This is a genomic window from Neisseria sp. HMSC078H04 (genome assembly GCF_001838135.1).
GTDB lineage: Bacteria > Pseudomonadota > Gammaproteobacteria > Burkholderiales > Neisseriaceae > Neisseria.
This window is the reverse complement of the sequence record NZ_KV835825.1, coordinates 18,853-38,765: the sequence shown is the minus strand read 5'-3', so window position 1 is coordinate 38,765 and position 19,913 is coordinate 18,853. Positions and strand designations below refer to the sequence as shown.

Annotated in this window: 22 protein-coding genes, 1 other RNA gene and 1 pseudogene; 11 read left to right on the top strand and 13 right to left on the bottom strand. The window is 50.3% G+C overall.

What is annotated here, in order from left to right:
- A complete protein-coding gene (locus HMPREF2560_RS02130; RefSeq protein ID WP_003686685.1) occupies window positions 1–267 on the top strand; it encodes a DUF3079 domain-containing protein in 267 nt (88 codons plus the stop codon).
- 83 nt (window positions 268–350) lie between these two features.
- Here HMPREF2560_RS02130 and HMPREF2560_RS02125 read toward each other — a convergent pair whose 3' ends face one another.
- Window positions 351–833 (bottom strand): dihydrofolate reductase, encoded by a 483-nt coding sequence (locus HMPREF2560_RS02125; RefSeq protein WP_003747727.1) that lies wholly within the window; start codon window positions 831–833, stop codon window positions 351–353.
- 198 nt (window positions 834–1,031) lie between these two features.
- Here HMPREF2560_RS02125 and HMPREF2560_RS02120 point away from each other — a divergent pair, with 198 nt between their 5' ends.
- Complete coding sequence (locus tag HMPREF2560_RS02120; RefSeq protein WP_070873669.1) at window positions 1,032–1,829, top strand: factor H-binding protein; 798 nt, start codon at window positions 1,032–1,034, stop codon at window positions 1,827–1,829.
- A gap of 89 nt (window positions 1,830–1,918) precedes the next feature.
- Here the strand turns inward: HMPREF2560_RS02120 and asd are convergent, their stop codons facing one another.
- Complete coding sequence (gene asd / locus HMPREF2560_RS02115; protein WP_070606570.1) at window positions 1,919–3,034, bottom strand: aspartate-semialdehyde dehydrogenase; 1,116 nt, start codon at window positions 3,032–3,034, stop codon at window positions 1,919–1,921.
- A gap of 240 nt (window positions 3,035–3,274) precedes the next feature.
- Here asd and HMPREF2560_RS02110 point away from each other — a divergent pair, with 240 nt between their 5' ends.
- The 4 genes from HMPREF2560_RS02110 (at window position 3,275) to HMPREF2560_RS02100 (ending at window position 7,520) form a co-directional block, all read left to right on the top strand.
- Window positions 3,275–3,847 carry an RDD family protein gene (locus tag HMPREF2560_RS02110; protein WP_070587859.1) on the top strand — a complete coding sequence of 191 codons (573 nt, stop codon included), beginning with the start codon at window positions 3,275–3,277 and terminating at the stop codon, window positions 3,845–3,847.
- 207 nt (window positions 3,848–4,054) lie between these two features.
- A complete protein-coding gene (locus tag HMPREF2560_RS10800) occupies window positions 4,055–4,171 on the top strand; it encodes a tetracycline resistance determinant leader peptide (protein WP_001791010.1) in 117 nt (38 codons plus the stop codon).
- Window positions 4,172–4,186: 15 nt separating this feature from the next.
- A complete protein-coding gene (gene tet(M) / locus HMPREF2560_RS02105) occupies window positions 4,187–6,106 on the top strand; it encodes a tetracycline resistance ribosomal protection protein Tet(M) (RefSeq protein WP_063856397.1) in 1,920 nt (639 codons plus the stop codon).
- A 91-nt stretch (window positions 6,107–6,197) separates the two neighbouring features.
- A complete protein-coding gene (locus HMPREF2560_RS02100; RefSeq protein ID WP_070873668.1) occupies window positions 6,198–7,520 on the top strand; it encodes a murein transglycosylase A in 1,323 nt (440 codons plus the stop codon).
- A 106-nt stretch (window positions 7,521–7,626) separates the two neighbouring features.
- Here HMPREF2560_RS02100 and rnpB read toward each other — a convergent pair.
- From rnpB to HMPREF2560_RS02065, 7 genes are all read right to left on the bottom strand, one after another.
- An RNA gene (gene rnpB / locus HMPREF2560_RS02095) (RNase P RNA component class A) lies at window positions 7,627–7,988 on the bottom strand.
- A gap of 53 nt (window positions 7,989–8,041) precedes the next feature.
- Complete coding sequence (locus HMPREF2560_RS02090) at window positions 8,042–8,749, bottom strand: hypothetical protein (protein WP_070873667.1); 708 nt, start codon at window positions 8,747–8,749, stop codon at window positions 8,042–8,044.
- Between the two features lie 54 nt (window positions 8,750–8,803).
- A complete protein-coding gene (locus tag HMPREF2560_RS02085; protein WP_049335660.1) occupies window positions 8,804–9,037 on the bottom strand; it encodes a hypothetical protein in 234 nt (77 codons plus the stop codon).
- A 13-nt stretch (window positions 9,038–9,050) separates the two neighbouring features.
- Window positions 9,051–9,635, bottom strand: coding sequence for a Holliday junction branch migration protein RuvA (ruvA, locus tag HMPREF2560_RS02080; RefSeq protein WP_070606583.1), 585 nt, complete (start codon window positions 9,633–9,635; stop codon window positions 9,051–9,053).
- Between the two features lie 98 nt (window positions 9,636–9,733).
- Window positions 9,734–10,453 carry a septal ring lytic transglycosylase RlpA family protein gene (locus tag HMPREF2560_RS02075; RefSeq protein WP_070587848.1) on the bottom strand — a complete coding sequence of 240 codons (720 nt, stop codon included), beginning with the start codon at window positions 10,451–10,453 and terminating at the stop codon, window positions 9,734–9,736.
- A 48-nt stretch (window positions 10,454–10,501) separates the two neighbouring features.
- Complete coding sequence (gene trmL / locus HMPREF2560_RS02070) at window positions 10,502–10,966, bottom strand: tRNA (uridine(34)/cytosine(34)/5-carboxymethylaminomethyluridine(34)-2'-O)-methyltransferase TrmL (RefSeq protein WP_049329344.1); 465 nt, start codon at window positions 10,964–10,966, stop codon at window positions 10,502–10,504.
- 63 nt (window positions 10,967–11,029) lie between these two features.
- Complete coding sequence (locus tag HMPREF2560_RS02065; RefSeq protein WP_070606585.1) at window positions 11,030–11,746, bottom strand: ComF family protein; 717 nt, start codon at window positions 11,744–11,746, stop codon at window positions 11,030–11,032.
- On the opposite strand from HMPREF2560_RS02065, the gene bioH reads away from it, so the two are divergent.
- Together bioH and HMPREF2560_RS02055 are read left to right on the top strand one after the other, a co-directional pair.
- Window positions 11,745–12,491 (top strand): pimeloyl-ACP methyl ester esterase BioH, encoded by a 747-nt coding sequence (gene bioH, locus HMPREF2560_RS02060; RefSeq protein WP_070504086.1) that lies wholly within the window; start codon window positions 11,745–11,747, stop codon window positions 12,489–12,491. The genes HMPREF2560_RS02065 and bioH overlap by 2 nt on opposite strands.
- A 55-nt stretch (window positions 12,492–12,546) precedes the next feature.
- Window positions 12,547–13,341, top strand: a complete 795-nt coding sequence (locus tag HMPREF2560_RS02055) for a class I SAM-dependent methyltransferase (RefSeq protein ID WP_070873666.1) — start codon at window positions 12,547–12,549, stop codon at window positions 13,339–13,341.
- Between the two features lie 150 nt (window positions 13,342–13,491).
- Here HMPREF2560_RS02055 and HMPREF2560_RS02050 read toward each other — a convergent pair whose 3' ends face one another.
- The 3 genes and pseudogenes from HMPREF2560_RS02050 to HMPREF2560_RS02040 all read right to left on the bottom strand — a co-directional run bounded on the left by HMPREF2560_RS02050 (window position 13,492) and on the right by HMPREF2560_RS02040 (window position 15,509).
- Window positions 13,492–13,740 (bottom strand): BolA family protein, encoded by a 249-nt coding sequence (locus tag HMPREF2560_RS02050; protein WP_003686612.1) that lies wholly within the window; start codon window positions 13,738–13,740, stop codon window positions 13,492–13,494.
- 126 nt (window positions 13,741–13,866) lie between these two features.
- The gene (locus HMPREF2560_RS02045) at window positions 13,867–14,196 is read right to left on the bottom strand and encodes an FKBP-type peptidyl-prolyl cis-trans isomerase (protein ID WP_094192864.1); all 330 of its coding nucleotides are present in this window, start codon (window positions 14,194–14,196) and stop codon (window positions 13,867–13,869) included.
- A gap of 137 nt (window positions 14,197–14,333) precedes the next feature.
- Window positions 14,334–15,509, bottom strand: a pseudogene (locus HMPREF2560_RS02040) (cytochrome-c peroxidase).
- A 380-nt stretch (window positions 15,510–15,889) separates the two neighbouring features.
- Here HMPREF2560_RS02040 and efeU point away from each other — a divergent pair.
- From efeU to efeB, 3 genes are all read left to right on the top strand, one after another.
- Window positions 15,890–16,714 (top strand): iron uptake transporter permease EfeU, encoded by an 825-nt coding sequence (gene efeU / locus HMPREF2560_RS02035; protein ID WP_070749699.1) that lies wholly within the window; start codon window positions 15,890–15,892, stop codon window positions 16,712–16,714.
- A gap of 12 nt (window positions 16,715–16,726) precedes the next feature.
- Window positions 16,727–17,893, top strand: a complete 1,167-nt coding sequence (gene efeO, locus HMPREF2560_RS02030; protein ID WP_070606591.1) for an iron uptake system protein EfeO — start codon at window positions 16,727–16,729, stop codon at window positions 17,891–17,893.
- A gap of 135 nt (window positions 17,894–18,028) precedes the next feature.
- A complete protein-coding gene (gene efeB, locus HMPREF2560_RS02025) occupies window positions 18,029–19,294 on the top strand; it encodes an iron uptake transporter deferrochelatase/peroxidase subunit (protein WP_070606594.1) in 1,266 nt (421 codons plus the stop codon).
- 78 nt (window positions 19,295–19,372) lie between these two features.
- On the opposite strand, the gene HMPREF2560_RS02020 is transcribed toward efeB, so the two are convergent.
- The gene (locus tag HMPREF2560_RS02020) at window positions 19,373–19,840 is read right to left on the bottom strand and encodes a CinA family protein (protein ID WP_070606596.1); all 468 of its coding nucleotides are present in this window, start codon (window positions 19,838–19,840) and stop codon (window positions 19,373–19,375) included.
- Window positions 19,841–19,913: the final 73 nt, after the last annotated feature.

Below are 19,913 nucleotides of genomic sequence, written 5' to 3'. Positions count from 1 at the left end.
ATGGCCAAGAAATTTCCCATTTTCCCGAAAAATCCCGAGCGTATCTGCTGGGGTTGCGACAAATACTGCAAAGAAGACGATTTGCAATGCGGCAACGGTTGCGAGCGCATCCAACATCCCATCGAATTGGACGGCCGCGACTGGTATAAAAAAGGCGACTGGAGCAATTTGTTGAGCGAAGAGCAGCAAATCGAGCTTGGACTGAAAGAAGCACCCAAGCCGGCCAAACCGCATATCAAACTGCCTTTGAAAAACAAAACGGCTTAAACGGTATGCCGTAAACAAACGAGATAAAAAAAGGCCGTCTGAAACCTGAAAACAGGGTTTCAGACGGCCTTTGCGTTGTCGGATTATGCCTTCACATAATGCACAAACGCGTATTCGATGCCTTTGGCGGAAACATGATTTTCCCGAGAGGCTTCTTGCCATGTTTCTGTGGAAAACTCAGGAAAAAACGCATCGCCGTCCACATCCAAACCGACTTCGGTCAAGCGCAAATCGGTGGCAATCGGCAGGGCTTGTGCATAAATTTGCGCGCCGCCCATGATGATGACTTCTTCAACCCCCTGACACAAAGCCAGTGCATCTTCCAAAGAAGCCGCCGTTTGCGCGCCTTCGGCCTGATAAGCTTGGCGGGTGATGACGATATTTTGACGGCCGGGTAGAGGTTTGCGCGGCAGCGATTCCCATGTTTTGCGGCCCATAATGACGGGTTTGCCGGTGGTGTAGGATTTGAAAAAGGCAAAATCCTCGGGCAAATGCCAAGGCATGGTGTTGTTGATGCCGATACAGCGGCGGGCGGCGTAGGCGGCGATAAGGGTGATTTTCGGCATGATGAAATCCGTTTGTAAAATAAAATGATTATAGCGGAAGGGACTTTGAATAGACTGAATACCCGATATTTTAAAAATGTTTCAATATTTATAAAATCAATATTCAAAATACTTAATTTTGACAAAAATCATTTATTGTTCATTTTTTTAGGTATATGATAAATATCATACCAAATAAAAAAGGAAAGGAAAAAAATGATGAGAACCCTCCGTATTTCTGCTTTGACGGCTTCCCTGTCTTTGATGTTGGCTGCCTGCGGCGGCGCAACAAGCGGCTTGTCAAATGCCGTTACCGAGCCGCTCAATCCGCATCCGAAAGGCGTGTTGTCCGTTGAATTGAACGAATCCGTCCCTGAAAACGGTACGTTGGACCTGACAGCCAACGGTAAAACGCAAACCCTGCAAAAAGGTGACAAACTCGATACCGGCTTTTTGAAAACCGATAAAGTATCCTCTTACGACTACGCCCAAAAAATCAAGGTAAACGGTCAAGTCATCACTTTGGAAACGGGCGACTTCCAAGTGTATAAACAAAATTATTCTACTGTTGCTGCGCGTTACGCCAAACAAAAAGCCGATGACGCAGGCAAGCTGCAAAACCTCGATACATACACATTCACCGTCGGCGAAGTCCAAGGCGATGAAACTGCATATCGCAATTTGCCCAAACAAGGCAGCTATCAGTATTCGGGTATCGCGTTTAACGGCGATGACCGCAGCGGCCGTCTGAAATACACCGTCGATTTCGATAAAAAACAAGGTTACGGCAAAATCAGCAGCATGGCTTCCCACAATAATGTCGACCTGCTTGCCGCAGGTATTGCCAATAACAATGGCAAAGCCGCCATCAGCGGTAAAACCAGTTTGAATGGCGTGGAAAACGGCCGTTATGATTTGAAACTCTTCGGCCCGCAGGCTGAAGAAATTACCGGTAAGGCGCAAATCAAAGTTGGCGACTCTACCAAAGAAATCGGTTTGGCCGGTAAGAAAGAATAGGAAATAAGGCCGTCTGAACATTTCAGACGGCCTTATTGTGACAAAAAAAGCAACGGCTCAAACCGTTGCTTTTTTCATGCCAACCTAAATTACAGGCTGCCCAAGATAATGCGCAATACGCGGCGCAACGGCTCGGCAGCACCCCACAAGAGTTGGTCGCCGACAGTGAACGCGCTGATGTATTCGCCGCCCATCTCCAGTTTGCGGATACGGCCGACAGGAACAGACAGCGTGCCGGTAACTTTGGCAGGAGTCAGCTCGTGGATGCTGGCTTCTTTTTCGTTAGGGATGACTTTCACCCAGTCGTTTGCGCCTGCCAAAATCGCTTCGATTTCGGAAACAGGCAGGTCTTTTTTCAGCTTCAGGGTGAGGGCTTGGCTGTGGCAGCGCATAGAGCCGATGCGTACGCACAAACCGTCGATTACGGTCGGATTGTCGCTGCGGCCGAGGATTTTGTTGGTTTCCACGCCGCCCTTCCATTCTTCTTTAGACTGGCCGTTGCCCAAATCCACGTCAATCCAAGGAATCAGGCTGCCGGCGAGCGGTACGCCGAAGTTGGCTTTCGGATAGTCTTCGCTGCGCAGGAAATCGGACACTTTGCGGTCGATGTCGAGGATCGCGCTGGAAGGGTCGGCAAGCTCGTCTGCCACTTGGGCGTGAATCGCGCCCATGCCGCTGATGAGTTCGCGCATGTTTTTCGCACCCGCGCCGGAAGCGGCTTGGTAGGTCATGCTGGTTGCCCATTCGACCAAATCGTTTTGGAACAGGCCGCCCAAAGCCATCAGCATCAGGGAAACGGTGCAGTTGCCGCCGATGTAGTTTTTCACGCCGTTTTTGAGGCCGTTGTCGATGACGTTGCGGTTGACCGGGTCGAGGACGATAATCGCGTCGTCTTTCATGCGCAGGGAAGAAGCCGCGTCAACCCAGTATCCGTTCCAGCCGCTGTCGCGCAGGGGTTGGAACACGGATTTGGTGTAATCGCCGCCCTGACAGGTAACGATGATGTCCATTTTTGCCAATTTGGCAACATCGTTGGCATCCAACAATGTTTTGGCCGCCTGACCGAAATCAGGGGCAGCACCGCCGACGTTGGAAGTGGTAAAGAAAAACGCTTCGGGAATATGGGCGAAGTCGTTTTCTTCTTTCATACGCTGCATCAAAACAGAGCCGACCATACCGCGCCAGCCGACAAAACCTACTTTCATGTGTTACTCCTTACAAAGAAAATCCGGATAAGTTTATAGTGCATTAACAAAAATCGGAACGGCATCGCCTGCCGCTTTGTTCAGATTTTTGTTAACCCACTATAAAAAAGGGGAAAACAAACGTTTTAACGCCGTCTGCGGAAAATGTAAAGGTTTTTATCGAAAATTTTTAGAATGATAGGAAAATAGGTTAAGATGGCAATGAAATTGCATTTCATTAATGGTACAGAGGAAGATTAAATGAGCAAAATCAATTTGTCGGATTTGCCCCAAACAGAAATAGTAGATGTCCATATTGCTTCGCCGGGGGCGAGGGTTGCGGCATATTTGTTGAATAATCTGTTTACTTTTTTGATATGGTTGCCATTCATTGTGATGGTAGTTTTCACTTTAGATGAAAGCAAAGAATTAGTTTCGGAGTCTTCTCTTTCTAATACCCCTGAATATTTTGCCATAACATTTTTTATTTCTTTGGCTGTTTATTTGGTTTTCGGTATCTTCCAACTGTATTACATGAGCCGGGACGGTCAGTCTTTAGGTAAAAAAATTATGGGCATCCGCGTGTTAAAAAGTGACGGGAATAATCCAGGTTTTGAAGGAACAGTTTTAATCCGCGAAGTTGTTTGGGCGCTTGCTGTTGGTGTTGTGGTAACTATTGTATCGTTGGCAATAAGTGACACGGGTGGAAACCTGATTTCTCTGCTTATAGCCTTCATCAACTTCATCATGCTCTTTTCCGTCAAACGCGACCGCCGCACGCTCTACGATATGCTGGCCGATACGGTTGTCGTCAAATTGCCGCCGCGCCGATAAATCGCTTTTTTTGATAAAAAATTGGAGATTCCTTTACAAATATGCTCTTACGTGCTATTATTTAAGTGACTATTTAAAAGGAGTTAATAAATATGCGGCAAGGTATTCTTAAATAAACTGTCAATTTGATAGCGGGAACAAATAATTAGATGTCCTTTTTTAGGAGGGCTTAGTTTTTTGTACCCAGTTTAAGAATACCTTTATCATGTGATTCTAAAGTATCCAGAGAATATCTGTATGCTTTGTATACCTATGGTTATGCATAAAAATCCCAGTGATAAAAGTATTTATCACTGGGATTTTTATGCCCTTTTGGGTTTTTGAATGGAGGAAAATCACATGAAAATTATTAATATTGGAGTTTTAGCTCATGTTGATGCAGGAAAAACTACCTTAACAGAAAGCTTATTATATAACAGTGGAGCGATTACAGAATTAGGAAGCGTGGACAAAGGTACAACGAGGACGGATAATACGCTTTTAGAACGTCAGAGAGGAATTACAATTCAGACAGGAATAACCTCTTTTCAGTGGGAAAATACGAAGGTGAACATCATAGACACGCCAGGACATATGGATTTCTTAGCAGAAGTATATCGTTCATTATCAGTTTTAGATGGGGCAATTCTACTGATTTCTGCAAAAGATGGCGTACAAGCACAAACTCGTATATTATTTCATGCACTTAGGAAAATGGGGATTCCCACAATCTTTTTTATCAATAAGATTGACCAAAATGGAATTGATTTATCAACGGTTTATCAGGATATTAAAGAGAAACTTTCTGCCGAAATTGTAATCAAACAGAAGGTAGAACTGCATCCTAATATGCGTGTAATGAACTTTACCGAATCTGAACAATGGGATATGGTAATAGAAGGAAATGATTACCTTTTGGAGAAATATACGTCTGGGAAATTATTGGAAGCATTAGAACTCGAACAAGAGGAAAGCATAAGATTTCATAATTGTTCCCTGTTCCCTGTTTATCACGGAAGTGCAAAAAACAATATAGGGATTGATAACCTTATAGAAGTGATTACGAATAAATTTTATTCATCAACACATCGAGGTCAGTCTGAACTTTGCGGAAAAGTTTTCAAAATTGAGTATTCGGAAAAAAGACAGCGTCTTGCATATATACGTCTTTATAGTGGCGTACTGCATTTGCGAGATTCGGTTAGAATATCGGAAAAGGAAAAAATAAAAATTACAGAAATGTATACTTCAATAAATGGTGAATTATGTAAAATCGATAAGGCTTATTCCGGGGAAATTGTTATTTTGCAGAATGAGTTTTTGAAGTTAAATAGTGTTCTTGGAGATACAAAGCTATTGCCACAGAGAGAGAGAATTGAAAATCCCCTCCCTCTGCTGCAAACGACTGTTGAACCGAGCAAACCTCAACAAAGGGAAATGTTACTTGATGCACTTTTAGAAATCTCCGACAGTGACCCGCTTCTGCGATATTATGTGGATTCTGCGACACATGAAATCATACTTTCTTTCTTAGGGAAAGTACAAATGGAAGTGATTAGTGCACTGTTGCAAGAAAAGTATCATGTGGAGATAGAACTAAAAGAGCCTACAGTCATTTATATGGAGAGACCGTTAAAAAATGCAGAATATACCATTCACATCGAAGTGCCGCCAAATCCTTTCTGGGCTTCCATTGGTTTATCTGTATCACCGCTTCCGTTGGGAAGTGGAATGCAGTATGAGAGCTCGGTTTCTCTTGGATACTTAAATCAATCATTTCAAAATGCAGTTATGGAAGGGATACGCTATGGTTGCGAACAAGGATTATATGGTTGGAATGTGACGGATTGTAAAATCTGTTTTAAGTATGGCTTATACTATAGCCCTGTTAGTACCCCAGCAGATTTTCGGATGCTTGCTCCTATTGTATTGGAACAAGTCTTAAAAAAAGCTGGAACAGAATTGTTAGAGCCATATCTTAGTTTTAAAATTTATGCGCCACAGGAATATCTTTCACGAGCATACAACGATGCTCCTAAATATTGTGCGAACATCGTAGACACTCAATTGAAAAATAATGAGGTCATTCTTAGTGGAGAAATCCCTGCTCGGTGTATTCAAGAATATCGTAGTGATTTAACTTTCTTTACAAATGGACGTAGTGTTTGTTTAACAGAGTTAAAAGGGTACCATGTTACTACCGGTGAACCTGTTTGCCAGCCCCGTCGTCCAAATAGTCGGATAGATAAAGTACGATATATGTTCAATAAAATAACTTAGTGTATTTTATGTTTATGTAAAATCAGCACTTTCCAACATAGGCCGTCTGAAAAATCGCTTTCAGACGGCCTTTCGACACGCTATTGATTTCATGAAAAAACATTTGTACCGCATTACGCTCGTCAGCATTGCCGCGGCCATTCTTGCCGCCTGTCCGAGCAAAAGCATTAAAAACCTCCCCGAAACCGACACCAGCGTTATCAAAGGCCCTGACCGCCCCACCGGTACGCCCGATCCCGTCGGTACGACAGTGAGCGGGGGAGGAGCAAACTACACCGTAGTTTCCTACAACGAATTGCCGCACTGGGACCTCCAACACTTTACCAAAAGCCTGCAATCTTTCCGTTTAGGCTGTGAAAAACTTAAAAACCGCCAAGGCTGGCAGGACGTTTGTATCCAGGCCATGCAAACACCGGTGCACCATTTCCAAGCCAAGCACTTTTTCGAGCGCTATTTCACCGCATGGCGCGTCGATAACGGCGGCAATCCTGCCGGCACCATTACCGGTTATTACGAACCGGTCCTGCGCGGCGACGACAAATCCACGAGCCAATCCCGTTTCCCTATTTACGGCATTCCGAACGATTTTGTTTCCGTTCCGCTGGCTGCAAACTTGAGGGGCAGCAAAGCCACCGTCCGCATCCGCCAAACCGGCCCAAACAGCGGCGTCATCGACAACAGCGGCGCATACACGGCCGACTTGTCCAGATTCCCGATTACAGCACGCAGCACCGCGCTGAAAGGCCGTTTTGAAGGCAGCCGTTTCGTTCCTTACTACACCCGCAGCCAAATCAACGGCGGCGCGCTTAACGGCAAAGCGCCGATTTTGGGTTACGCAGATGATCCGGTCGAACTTTTCTTTATGCACATTCAAGGTTCAGGCCGTCTGAAAACGCCGTCCGGCAAATACATCCGTGTCGGATTTGCCGATAAAAACGAACATCCGTATGTTTCCATCGGCCGCTATATGGCGGACAAAGGCTATCTGCCGCTGGGTCAGACCAGCATGCAGGGCATCAAGGCCTATATGAAGCAAAACCCCGGCCGTCTTGCCGAAGTTTTGGGACAAAACCCAAGCTACGTCTTCTTCCGCGAGCTGACCGGCAGCAGTGATTCAGGCCCGGTGGGCGCATTGGGTACGCCGTTGATGGGCGAATACGCCGGTGCCATCGACCGTCACTACATCACGCTTGGCGCACCATTATTTGTCGCCACTGCCCATCCGATCACCAAAAAAGCCCTCAACCGCTTAATTATGGCGCAAGATACCGGCAGCGCGATTAAAGGCGCAGTCCGTGTGGATTATTTCTGGGGCTATGGCGACGAAGCAGGCGAAGTGGCCGGTAAAATGAAAACCACCGGCTATGTATGGCAGCTCCTGCCCAACGGCATGAAACCGGAATACCGTCCATAAACAGCGGTTTAAAAAAGGCCGTCTGAAACCAAGATTCAGGTTTCAGACGGCCTTTTTATTTCTATAAAAATGCGGCAGGTTTTAAAAACCTGCCGCGGTATGGGGACATACAGCTCGGACGGTAAGCCGGGTTCTGTCGCGGACAGTCATTCCTCTAGGCACATCATTGCTGGTGTGCTCAAGCAACCTACCCGAACGCTCGGCGAGCAGCGTCATCGCGTTCTGTTTGGTCTTGCTCCGAATGGGGTTTAGCCTGCTGCGCTTTGTTACCAAATGCACGGTGCGCTCTTACCGCACCTTTTCACCCTTACCTGTTTTGCCCGAAGGCAATCATCGGCGGTATTGCTTTCTGTTCCACTTTCCGTCGCGTTACCGCGCCCGGCCGTTAGCCGGCATTCTGCTCTGTGGAGCCCGGACTTTCCTCCCCGTATGCCTTACGCGATACGCGGCGACTGTCTGTCCGACCTGTATGAGGTGCGGATTATAACACAGCCGCCATAGGGTTCAGACGGCCTAAATATTTATTTTTTCTTTTTAAATGCTATTTCGGTTAAACCCAATTCCTGTGCTTTTTTGCGGACTGCGGATTCGGGCATTTCGCGTGCCAGGCGGCTGGTGCAGTATTCGGTCATGGTGGTGGCGCAGGCTTTGAAGTTGCCGGTAAAGTCGCTGGCGGCACTTAAAAACGGGATGAGGCGGCCGGCCATGATTTCTTCGGCCGGTGCGTCTGTTTGGGCGGATACGCGTCCGGACTCGACCGCCGAGAAAATTTGTTCGGTAAAGCGTCGGGCGAAGTTTGCTTCTGTTTGGCAGTCTTGGAATGCGGTGTTTTCGTGTTGGCAGACAAGGGTAACTTCGCCTTGAGTTTCTTGCAGCGGTTCGGCCAAATCGAGTTTGAGGGTTTGCTTGTCGGTTTGCAGCCAGGCGGTGCGGCCTTGGGTTTTGATGATTTTGCCGTAAACGCCGATGGCATCGTTTTTGGGGATGTTTTTCTGTTCGGCAAGTTGTTGGGCCGAGAATAAGGGGGCTTGTTCGGCAAATGCGCCGCCGGTTTCGTGTTTGAAGTAGGCGGCGAGGTCTTGTTTGATGAGGGCTTGGGTCAGTAGTTTTTCGCCTTCGGTCAGGCGGTGTGCAAAGCCGTGTGTTTTGGGGTCGGATGCGGCATCCGTGGTCTTGGTGTCCGGTGTGCAGGCGCTCAGGAGTAAAAGCAGGGGAAGGATGTATTTCATGGTTGGTCTCTCAACAGGCCGTCTGAACCTATGGTTTCAAACGGTCAGCGTTGTTTATCGATAACGATAAACCCGGCGGGGATAAACGGGATAGGCTGGGTAATTGCGGACGGGTTCGCTGTCTTGATAGATGACGGTCGTCCCGGGCGGGGCGTTGATGGTTACGGTTTTGTTGACAGTGGTTTGCGAGTGGACGGGCAGGTCCAAGACGGCGGTGCGTCCATACGGGGTCTCGGTATAGACGCATGCGCTTAGAAAGAGGGTGATGCTCAGGGCCAATGCCTTCATGTTTCAGACGGCCTTATTTGAGCAGGTTTTTCAAGGCCAGGCGCACGCCTTCGCCGACTTCCGTGCCCTTGGGAATGCCTTTGGTGGCGGCTTTGGCTTCGCGGTCGTTGTAGCCGAGGGCAAGCAGGGTGTTGATGATGTCTTGGCTTTCGTCGGCAACGGCATCAGGGGCAAACAGGCCGTCTGAAACGGTATGGGACACGAGTTTGCCGCGCAGTTCTAACACCATGCGTTCGGCGGTTTTCTTGCCGATGCCGGGGGCGGAGGAGAGGCGTTTGACGTCTTCTTCGGCGATGGCTTGCGCCAGCTCGTCGGCATTCATGGCTGACAAAATGCCCAATGCGGTTTTGGCACCGATGCCGCTGACTTTGACCAGTTGACGGAAGGTGGCGCGTTCCTCGGCTGAGGCGAAACCAAACAGCAAATGCGCGTCTTCGCGGACGACAAGCTGGGTGTAGAGATGGACGGTTTCGCCAACGGAGGGCAGGTTGTAGAAAGTCTGCATGGAAACGTCGGCTTCATAACCGACGCCGTTGACGTCGATAACGACCTGCGGCGGATTTTTCTCAATCAATTTGCCTGTGAGCCTGCTGATCATGGTGTTCCCCTGTGATTAAAAAAGGCCGTCTGAAACCTTGCAATCGGGTTTCAGACGGCCTTGTATTGTATCAAACTTCAGCGGTAACGCGGACGAAATCAGATGGCGGATGCCAGGTTCAGATGACGGGCGCGTTCGCCTGCTTCGGCGGCACGTTCTTGGCTGCTGAACGGCCCCATTTTGACAACGTATTCGTAGTTGCGTTTTTCAAGCATGACTTTGCTGTCGGACGGCAGGCTTTGTGCGGCTTGGTTCAAATAAGCTTGTGCTTCGCGTTGGGTACCGAAGGATTTCAAATCAACAAAAAATTCTTTGTTGTTTGGGGAAATAATGGTTTGAGCGGCGGTTTGGCCGGGGATGATTTGCTCAACTTTGACGTTGGCCGTGCCTTGGTTGATGAAACCCAATTGTTGGGCGGCGGCTTTGGAAACATCGATGACGCGGTTGCCGTGGAAAGGGCCGCGGTCGTTGACGCGGACGATGACGCTTTTGCCGTTTTGCATATTGGTCACGCGTGCGTAGCTGGGAATAGGGAGGGTTTTGTGGGCGGCGGAGAGGGCGTTCATATTGTAACGCTCGCCGCTGGAAGTTTTACGGCCGTGGAATTGGTTGCCGTACCATGAGGCTTTGCCGGTTTGGCTGAAAGAGGAAACTTTGGTCAGCGGCGTGTAGCGTTTGCCGGCAACTTTGTAACTGCGGTTGGCAGAAGGATGCAGTTTTTCGACTCGGACCACGCTGTCGGCGACGGCGGCATTGATGGAAAGGACGCCGATGGTGGCGGCGGCTAAGGAAAGGAGGGTTTTTTTGGTAAAAGTCAAAACGGGTTCCGTTCTTGAGTTGATAACGCAGCGGTTTCAGACGGCCTGTTATACGCCGCCGGCAAAACCGTTTTGCCGCCATGCTTCAAATAAAATCACGGCGACAGTATTGGAAAGATTCATGCTCCTGCTGTCGGGCATCATCGGCAGGCGGATTTTTTGTCCGGCAGGCAGGCTGTCGAGAACTTCGGCAGGCAGGCCGCGCGTTTCGGGACCAAACAGCAATACATCGCCTTCGCGGAAGGAAACTTCGTCGGGGCGGGTAGAGCCTTTGGTGGTCAGCGCGAAAATGCGGCGACCTTCAAGGGCCTTGAGGCAGTCTTCGAAATTCTCATGTACCGTCAGTTTGGCAAACTCGTGATAATCCAAACCCGCGCGTTTCATTTTGGACGAATCCAGAGGGAAACCAAGCGGCTTGACCAAGTGCAAATCGGCACCGGTATTGGCGCACAGGCGGATGATATTGCCCGTATTGGGCGGGATTTCGGGTTGGTACAAAACTATGGTAAACATATAAATCAATCACTTATAGAGTGGCATAATGCCGAAATGTTCCATGGGTGTCAAAAATTTTAGCTATTTTTTCATTGGCGGCCGCGCCAAAGACCAACAACAAATCCGGCCTGCGCCTGATTTTTTCAGCGTTTTCGCCAATTCGTTTAAAGTCGAGCCGGTGGTAAAGACATCGTCAATTAACAGAATATTACACGCCTTCGGCAATTCGGCTTTGATTTTAAATGCATTCTTGATATTTCGCCGACGTTCGTCGCTTTTCAGCGTACTTTGCGGCTCGCCATGCCGTCTGAAAACCGCGTGGCGCGGCAGCAGCGTCCAGCCGTAGCGTTTTGCCAAAATATCCGTCAACGCCTCGCTTTGGTTGAATCCGCGCTTGAGCCGCCGCTCTTTGCTCAAAGGCATGGGCAGGACAAAATCAAAGTGTTCCGTCGCCAGCCAGTCCGGTGCGTTTTGGCTCATCAAATCCGCCAACGGACGGCTCATGCCCAAATCCGCTAAGTGTTTCAGCTCGCGTATCATGCTGCTGACGGGCGGTTCGTAATACAGCGAGGCCCACATTCTATCAAATGCGGGCGGCTTTTTCTGACAACTGCCGCACACTGCCCCGCCTGCGACATGGCGGAAACACAAAGGGCAGCTTTGTGCCGCATCGATAAAATATTCCGTCAAATCGTTTGCGCAGCCTCGGCAAAGGCCGTCTGAAACGGAATCGTGGCATAATACGCAACGTCGCGCATTGAGCTGTTTCAAACTGCGCCACCAAGAAAGAACATTCATGCCACACTCCGCCAAAAAAGTTTATCTGATACACGGTTGGGCGGCGAACCGCCATGTATTTGACGATTTGATACCGCGCCTGCCTGCCGATTGGGACGTCCGCGCGCTTGATTTGCCCGGACACGGCGATGCGCCTTTTGCCGAACCGTTTGATATTGCCGCCGTTGCCGAAGCTTTTGCCGGACAAATCGACACGCCGGCACACATTCTCGGCTGGTCGCTGGGCGGACTGGTTGCCCTGTATTTGACCGCGCTTTATCCCGACAAAATCCAATCGCTCTGCCTGACGGCAAGTTTTGCCCGATTGACTGCCGATACGGATTATCCCGAAGGCTTGGCGCAACCTGCCTTGGGCAAGATGGTCGGCGCATTCCAGCAGGATTATGCCAAACATATTAAACAGTTTCTACAACTGCAACTGCTGCACACGCCCCATTCCGGCGAAATCTTAAACCGAGTGCTGCCCGATTTGGCACGCTGCGGCACGCCTTCCGCCTTACAGGCCGCGCTTGAAGCGGTCAACCATGCCGACGCGCGTCCGCTGTTGCCGCTGATTCAAACGCCGTCATTGCTGGTGTTTGGACAGAAAGACGCCATCACGCCGCCGCGCATGGGCGAATATTTACACCGCCATTTGAGCGACAGCGAGCTGGTACTTATCGACAAAGCCGCACACGCGCCTTTTTTAAGCCATGCCGACGAATTTGCCGAAATTTACCGCAATTTTGTCGAAAAGGCCGTCTGAAACAGCCTTAAACCATAAAAACATTGTCGGGCAAAGCCCGCTGACACGACCCACCATGACTGAACAAGACAAACGCTGGCAGATTCACCGCCATCTCGCCCAAGACACCAACGAGCGCCTGCAGCTGGTCCGCAATGCACCCAAACGCATCATGCTGATTGGTGCCGATGCCGATATCAGCCGCAGCCTGCTGGCCGCGCGTTATCCCGACGCCGTGTTTGAAGAATACGATCCGAATGCCGATTTTTTGAAAACCGCCGCCGCCGCGCGCAAAGGCGGTTTCTGGCAGAAGCTGACCGGCAAAACCATTCCGCAGCATTGCCAAGCCCTGACCGCGCCGTTACCTGAAGCATCCGCCGATATGTTGTGGGCCAACCTTAGCCTCAGCCGCGCCGATGATATTTTGCCGGTATTGAAAAACTGGGCCGCTGCTTTGAAAACCGACGGATTATTGTTTTTCACGCACTTTGGCCGCGACAGCCTGAGCGAGCTGACAGGCCGTCTGAACCATGAAGGCATCGAATGCGAAGCGCCCACGCTGATTGATATGCACGACTTGGGCGATATGCTCGCCGACAACGGCTTTTACGATCCGGTAACCGACACGGCCAAGCTTGAGTTGAGCTATAAAAAAGCCGGAACGTTTTGGCAGGACATGGAAACCTTGGGATTGTGGAATGCGTTAAAGTTCAGCAATCCGCAAGCGGCCAAGGAATGTGTGGATAAGATTTTTGAAAACGAAGGCCGTCTGAACATCACGCTTGAAACCGTGTACGGCCATGCCGTGAAGAAATTGGTGTTGCCGCAAGGGGAGAATGTGGTGCAGTTTTTCCCGAAACGGCAGGGCTAGTTTGGCGGTTGTGCCGGTAGGGTTGACACCGCGATTGCGTGTTGTCGAATGCGGTTTGGCGTTTGTATTGATTGCCTGCGCTGTTTAATATGTATGAAAAGAAAAAGGCCGTCTGAAAAGTTTTCAGACGGCCTTTTGTTTGATTCCGAATTAAGCCTGTTTGGCAGCCCATTCGGCCGGAGTGGCGGCAACGGAAATCGACAGTGCGTGCAATTCGTTGCTTTCGAGTTGCGGCTTGAGGCCGTCTTTAATCAGGCGGTGGCGGGCGAGGCGGGCTTTGCCTTCAAATGAGGAGGAAACGATTACGGCGAAGAAGTGATGGCCGTCGCCTTCGACTTCGACGTGTTCGCAAGGGGTAACGCCTTCAATCAGGGTTTTGACTTGTTCGGGTAAAAGCATGGGGGTTCCTTGGGAAATGGTTTGCTTGTAAAAGAGGGCATTATACCGAATCTTGATAAAAACAGGCCGTCTGAAAAACCAAACTTCGGGTTTCAGACGGCCTCGGTCTTTTGAAGCGTTAAATGCTTATTCGTACACTTTCAGCAGCTCGACTTCAAAAATCAAAGTCGCGTGCGGAGGAATCACGCCGCCTGCACCGTGTGCGCCGTAGCCCATTTCGGAAGGAATGGTCAGCTTGCGTTTGCCGCCTTCTTTCATGCCGCCGAAGCCTTCGTCCCAACCTTTAATCACTTGGCCGACGCCCAGAGTGATGGTCAGCGGTTGACGGCGGTCGAGGCTGGAGTCGAATTTGGTACCGTCTTCCAACCAGCCGGTGTAATGTACGGTGATTTCTTTGCCTTTGACGGCTTCTTTGCCGTGGCCTTCTTGCAAGTCTTCAATAATCAGGCTCATGATGTTCCTTTCGGATGTATGGTGAAAATCGGTTCAAGATTACCATATTGTGTGGAATCGTGAAACAAATGCGCCCATATGGCCGGCAACAAAAGGCCGTCTGAAACGGATTTTCAGACGGCCTTGTTTTATGCTAAACCTTATTTGTTGTCAGGTTGGGATTTGACATCGTGGGAGACGGGCAGCTCAGGCATGGTTCGGGCAGACTCTGGAACATTGCCGGAGAGGGCTTTCAAGAAGGCAACGATGTTTTCAGTGTCTTCCGGAGCCAGGGTTTTACCCAATTGCGCTTTCGCCATGATGTTGACGGCTTTATCCAGTTCCCAAACGCTGCCGTTGTGGAAGTATGGATAGGTACGTTCAACGTTTCTCAAGCCGGGAACACGGAAGAAGAATTCGTCTTCGGCTTTTTTGGTTACGTCCGCACGGCCTTTGTCGTGTTTAGGATCGTCGATGTGTTTCCAGTAAGGACCGTCCACCAAGCCGAATTTTTGGAACATGGTACCGCCCAAGTTGACGCCGTTGTGACAAGCGATACAGCCGTTGTCCATAAATGCGCGTACGCCTTTGCGTTCTTGTTCGCTCAGGGCAGATACGTTGCCTTTCAGGTAGTCGTCCCAACGGGTCGGGGTCAGCAGGGTACGTTCAAACGCGCCCAATGCGGTGGTGATGTTTTTGAAGGAAACCGCGCCGTCTTCAGGGAATGCGGCTTTGAATTTTTCTTGGTATTCAGGGATACCGGCGATTTTGGCGGCGGCATCGGCTTCGGTCGCGTTGGCCATTTCAACAGGGTTGAGCAATGGGCCACCGGCTTGTTCTTCCACATCGGCTGCACGGCCGTCCCAGAATTGGCTGCCCAACAAGGCGGCATTCAGAGCAGTTGGGGAGTTGCGGCCGCCGAATTGGCTTTTGTGGCCCGCGCTGGTTGGCATGTTGTCTACGCCGGCAGTTGCCAAGTTGTGGCAAGAGTTACAGCTGACGGTGTTGCCTTTGGACAGGCGGTTTTCGTACCAAAGTTGTTGGCCGAGTTTGACCTGTTCTTCGGTAAACGGACGAACTTTTTGCATTTCGGCTAAGTCAGGCAAAGGTTTGAACGTAGCTTGCGCGCGTTCCAACAGGGCTTTGTCTTCGTCAGAAACATCGGCAGAATTTTGAGGGGCTGAAACGGCGGCGGTGCCTGCGGCAGCATCGGCAGCGCTCGCGGCAGAAGCAGCTTAAGGGGTTTCGGTTGTTTGTGCAGTTTTCTCACCGCAGGCGGTCAACGCGGCAGAAACGGCCAAAGCCAGAACGATTTGGTGGAATTTCAAACGTGGCATAGGAGGTTCCTTTGTTATGCATTTGTTATGTAATGGTTTGCTGGTTGCAGCAGCAGTGTTTGAACTATATAAGATAAGTTGTTTTTGATTCTTGCTGTAAATCAACCTTTTATTTTTGATAAATTTTGAAAATATAACCAATAGAGAATTTTATACTATGAAACTTTTTTATTATTTCTTTACAATTAGTTATGGTTTTTAAGGCCGTCTGAAAAAATAAAATTCAGACGGCCTTTTAGTTTTTATTGATTACGTTCGTTATTTTCTTTTAAAAAATCTTAATAAATATAGGGTTATTAAAAAATAAAAATAATTTGCATTATTAAACATAAAGCGTTATAAATGCGTTAACAAATGAACGTTTCACTTTAGAGTTTTTTATGCTGATTGCTTTTTTGATTATGCTGCGCGAGGGCATCGAAGCCGCCCTGATCGTCGGCATTGTTGCCAGTTTTTTAAAACAGTCGGGACACAGCGAGCTGATGCCGAAGGTTTGGCTGGGCGTGTTTTTGGCTGCGGCCATGTGTTTGGGTATCGGTTACGGCATTCATTCCGTTACGGGCGAGATTCCGCAAAAAGAACAGGAATTGGTGGTCGGCGTCATCGGCCTGGTGGCCGTGGCGATGCTGACGTACATGATTTTGTGGATGAAGAAGGCCGCGCGTTCGATGAAACAGCATCTTCAGGATTCTGTTCAGACGGCCTTGAACCACGGCAGCGGCCAGGGCTGGGCCTTGGTCGGCATGGCGTTTTTGGCCGTGGCGCGCGAAGGTTTGGAAAGCGTGTTTTTCCTGCTTGCCGTGTTCCAGCAAAGCCCGACGTGGTCTATGCCGATAGGCGCGGTATTGGGGCTGCTGGCGGCGGTTGTCATCGGTACGCTGATTTATCAGGGCGGTATGCGCCTGAACTTGGCGAAGTTTTTCCGTTGGACGGGCGCGTTTTTGATTGTGGTGGCGGCCGGTCTGTTGGCCGGTTCGTTTCGTGCGCTGCATGAGGCTGGCGTATGGAATGCGATGCAGGACATCGCTTTCGACACCTCGAAATATTTGCATGAAGACAGCCCTTTAGGCGTGCTGCTCGGCGGTTTCTTCGGCTATACCGACCATCCGACCGAAGGCGAAGTCCTGATTTGGCTGCTGTATCTGGTTCCCGTCATGATTTGGTTTTTGCGCGGCAGCGCGCCGGCAAAAACGTTAACTAAATAAAAAGGAATGAAAATGAAAAAATTCAATCTGACTGCTTTGTCCGTAATGTTGGCTCTGAGTTTGACCGCGTGTCAGCCGCCTGAAGCCGAAAAAGCCGCGCCTGCCGCTTCAGGCGCATCCGCTGCCGCCAATGCCGACGGTTCGGTCAATATCGGTGTGAACGATACTGCCTGCGAACCGATGGAATTGACCGTCCCCAGCGGCCAAGTCGTGTTCAACATTAAAAACGACAGCGGCCGCAAGCTGGAATGGGAAATTCTGAAAGGCGTGATGGTGGTGGACGAGCGTGAAAACATCGCCCCGGGTTTATCCGACAAAATGACCGTTACCCTGCTGCCGGGCGAATACGAAATGACTTGCGGCCTGTTGACTAATCCGCGCGGTAAGCTGATTGTTACCGACAGCGGCTTCAAAGACACTGCCAACGAAGCGGATTTGGAAAAACTGTCCCAACCGCTCGCCGACTATAAAGCTTACGTTCAAGGCGAGGTTAAAGAGCTGGTGGCGAAAACCAAAACCTTTACCGAAGCCGTTAAAGCCGGCGACATTGAAAAGGCCAAATCCCTGTTTGCCGCCACCCGCGTCCATTACGAACGTATCGAACCGATTGCCGAGCTTTTCAGCGAACTCGACCCCGTCATCGATGCGCGTGAAGACGACTTCAAAGACGGTGCGAAAGATGCCGGATTTACCGGCTTCCACCGTATCGAACACGCCCTTTGGGTAGAAAAAGACGTATCCGGCGTGAAGGAAATTGCAGCCAAACTGATGACCGATGTCGAAGCACTGCAAAAAGAAATCGACGCATTGGCGTTTCCTCCGGGTAAGGTGGTCGGCGGCGCGTCCGAACTGATTGAAGAAGTGGCCGGCAGCAAAATCAGCGGCGAAGAAGACCGTTACAGCCATACCGACTTGAGCGACTTCCAAGCCAATGTGGAAGGCTCCAAAAAAATCGTTGATTTGTTCCGTCCGCTGATCGAAGCCAAAGACAAAGCGTTGTTGGAAAAAACCGATGCCAACTTCAAACAGGTTGAAGACATTTTGGCGAAATACAAAAAACAAGACGGCTTCGAGCTGTACGACAAATTGAGCGAAGAAGACCGCAAAGCCCTGCAGGCGCCGATTAATGCCTTGGCAGAAGACTTGGCCAAACTGCGCGGCATTTTGGGTTTGAAATAAGATAACGCGTTTTCAGACGGCCTTTGGATATTGAAAGGTCGTCTGAATCTTATTGTCGTCCACACAAAATATGCTTGAAAACCAACCTTACTTCACACGATTGCAATCTTTCCGTTCCCTGCCAAGGAGCAGACCATGAGCCAAAACAAACAACCGGCACAACCCGAAAAACGAACCCTTTTCAAAACTGCCCTTGCCGCCGGCGCCATCGGCGTTGCCGGTTATTTTGCCGGTAAAAAACAAGGCGAAGCCGCCGCCGAAACCCAAAACAACCAACATTCCGAGCTGGCCTATCCGTGTTACGGCGAGCATCAGGCAGGCATCGTTACGCCACACCAGCTCTTCGGCATCATGTGTGCCTTTGACGTTACCGCCAAAGACGCCAAACAACTTGAAAACCTGTTCCGCACACTGACCGCCCGCATCGAATTTCTTACCCAAGGCGGCGAATACCAAGACGGAGACGACAAGCTCCCGCCAGCAGGCAGCGGCATCCTCGGCAAACAATTCCGCCCCGACGGGCTGACAGTTACCGTCGGCGTCGGCAGCAGCCTTTTTGACGACCGCTTCGGCCTCAAAGACAAAAAACCGAAACACCTGCAGGAAATGCGCGACTTCCCCAACGACAAACTCCAAAAATCTTGGTGCGACGGCGACCTCAGCCTGCAAATTTGTGCATTCTCCCCCGAAACCTGCCAAGCCGCCCTGCGCGACATCATCAAAAATACCGCCCAGTTTGCCGTCATCCGTTGGAGCATAGACGGTTGGCTCCCTAAAGCCGAACCCGGCGCCATTGCCGCGCGTAATCTTTTAGGTTTCCGCGACGGCTCCGGCAATCCCAAAGTCGAAGATCCCAAAGTCGCCGATCAAGTCCTCTGGACAGGCGTTGCCGCCAACAGCTTGGACGAACCGGCATGGACGAAAAACGGCAGCTATCAGGCCGTCCGCCTCATCCGCCACTTTGTCGAATTTTGGGACCGCACCCCGATGCAGGAACAAACCGATATTTTCGGCCGGCGCAAATACAGCGGCGCGCCCATGGACGGTAAAAAAGAGGGCGACACCGCCGATTTCGCCAAAGACCCCGACGGCAAAATCACGCCCAAAGACAGCCATATGCGCCTTGCCAACCCGCGCGATCCGGAGTTCATGAAAAAACACCTGCTCTACCGCCGCGCCTTCAACTACTCGCGCGGCCTCGCCGCCAACGGCCAGCTCGATGTCGGCTTGGTGTTCATCTGCTATCAGGCCAACCTTGCCGACGGTTTCATCTTCGTGCAAAACCTGCTCAACGGCGAGCCGCTGGAGGAATACATCAGCCCGTTTGGTGGCGGCTATTTCTTCGTCCTGCCGGGTGTCGAAAAAGGCAGTTTCCTCGGCAAAGAGCTTTTGGGCGTATAAATCCGCCGATGGTTTGAATAAATAAAAAGGCCGTCTGAAACCTGATTTCCAGATTTCAGACGGCCTGTGTTTTTTCTATCAAACCAAATGTTCCGCCAAGAAAGCCAATGCGTATTCGACGGCTTGCGCCCTTACTGCTTCGCGGTCACCTGTGAATAAAGCGGTTTGCTCAAACGAACCTTTGGGCGTGGCCAGGCCGAACCAGACTGTGCCGACTGGTTTGGCCGCGCTGCCGCCGCTAGGGCCGGCGATGCCGGAAATACTCAAGGCGTAATCTGCCTGCGCCACGGCCTTTGCGCCGCGTGCCATTTCATAGACGGTCTCGCGGCTGACCGCGCCGTGTTTCAGCAAAGTATCGGGCATGACGCCGAGGCGGTCTTGTTTGGCTTGGTTGCTGTATGTGACGAAGCTTTGGTGAAACCATTGCGAGCTACCGGAGAGGGAGGTCAGCGCACCGGCAAGCAGACCGCCGGTGCAGGACTCGGCGCAGGTAACGGTTTGACGGCGGCTGGTCAGGTGTTCGGCGATGGTTTGCAGATGGGACATGGCGGCTCCTTATGGAAAAGGGTGGAATGGGGCGGGCGTTTGACCCGCCGGGTTTCAGACGGCCTGAAAGCTG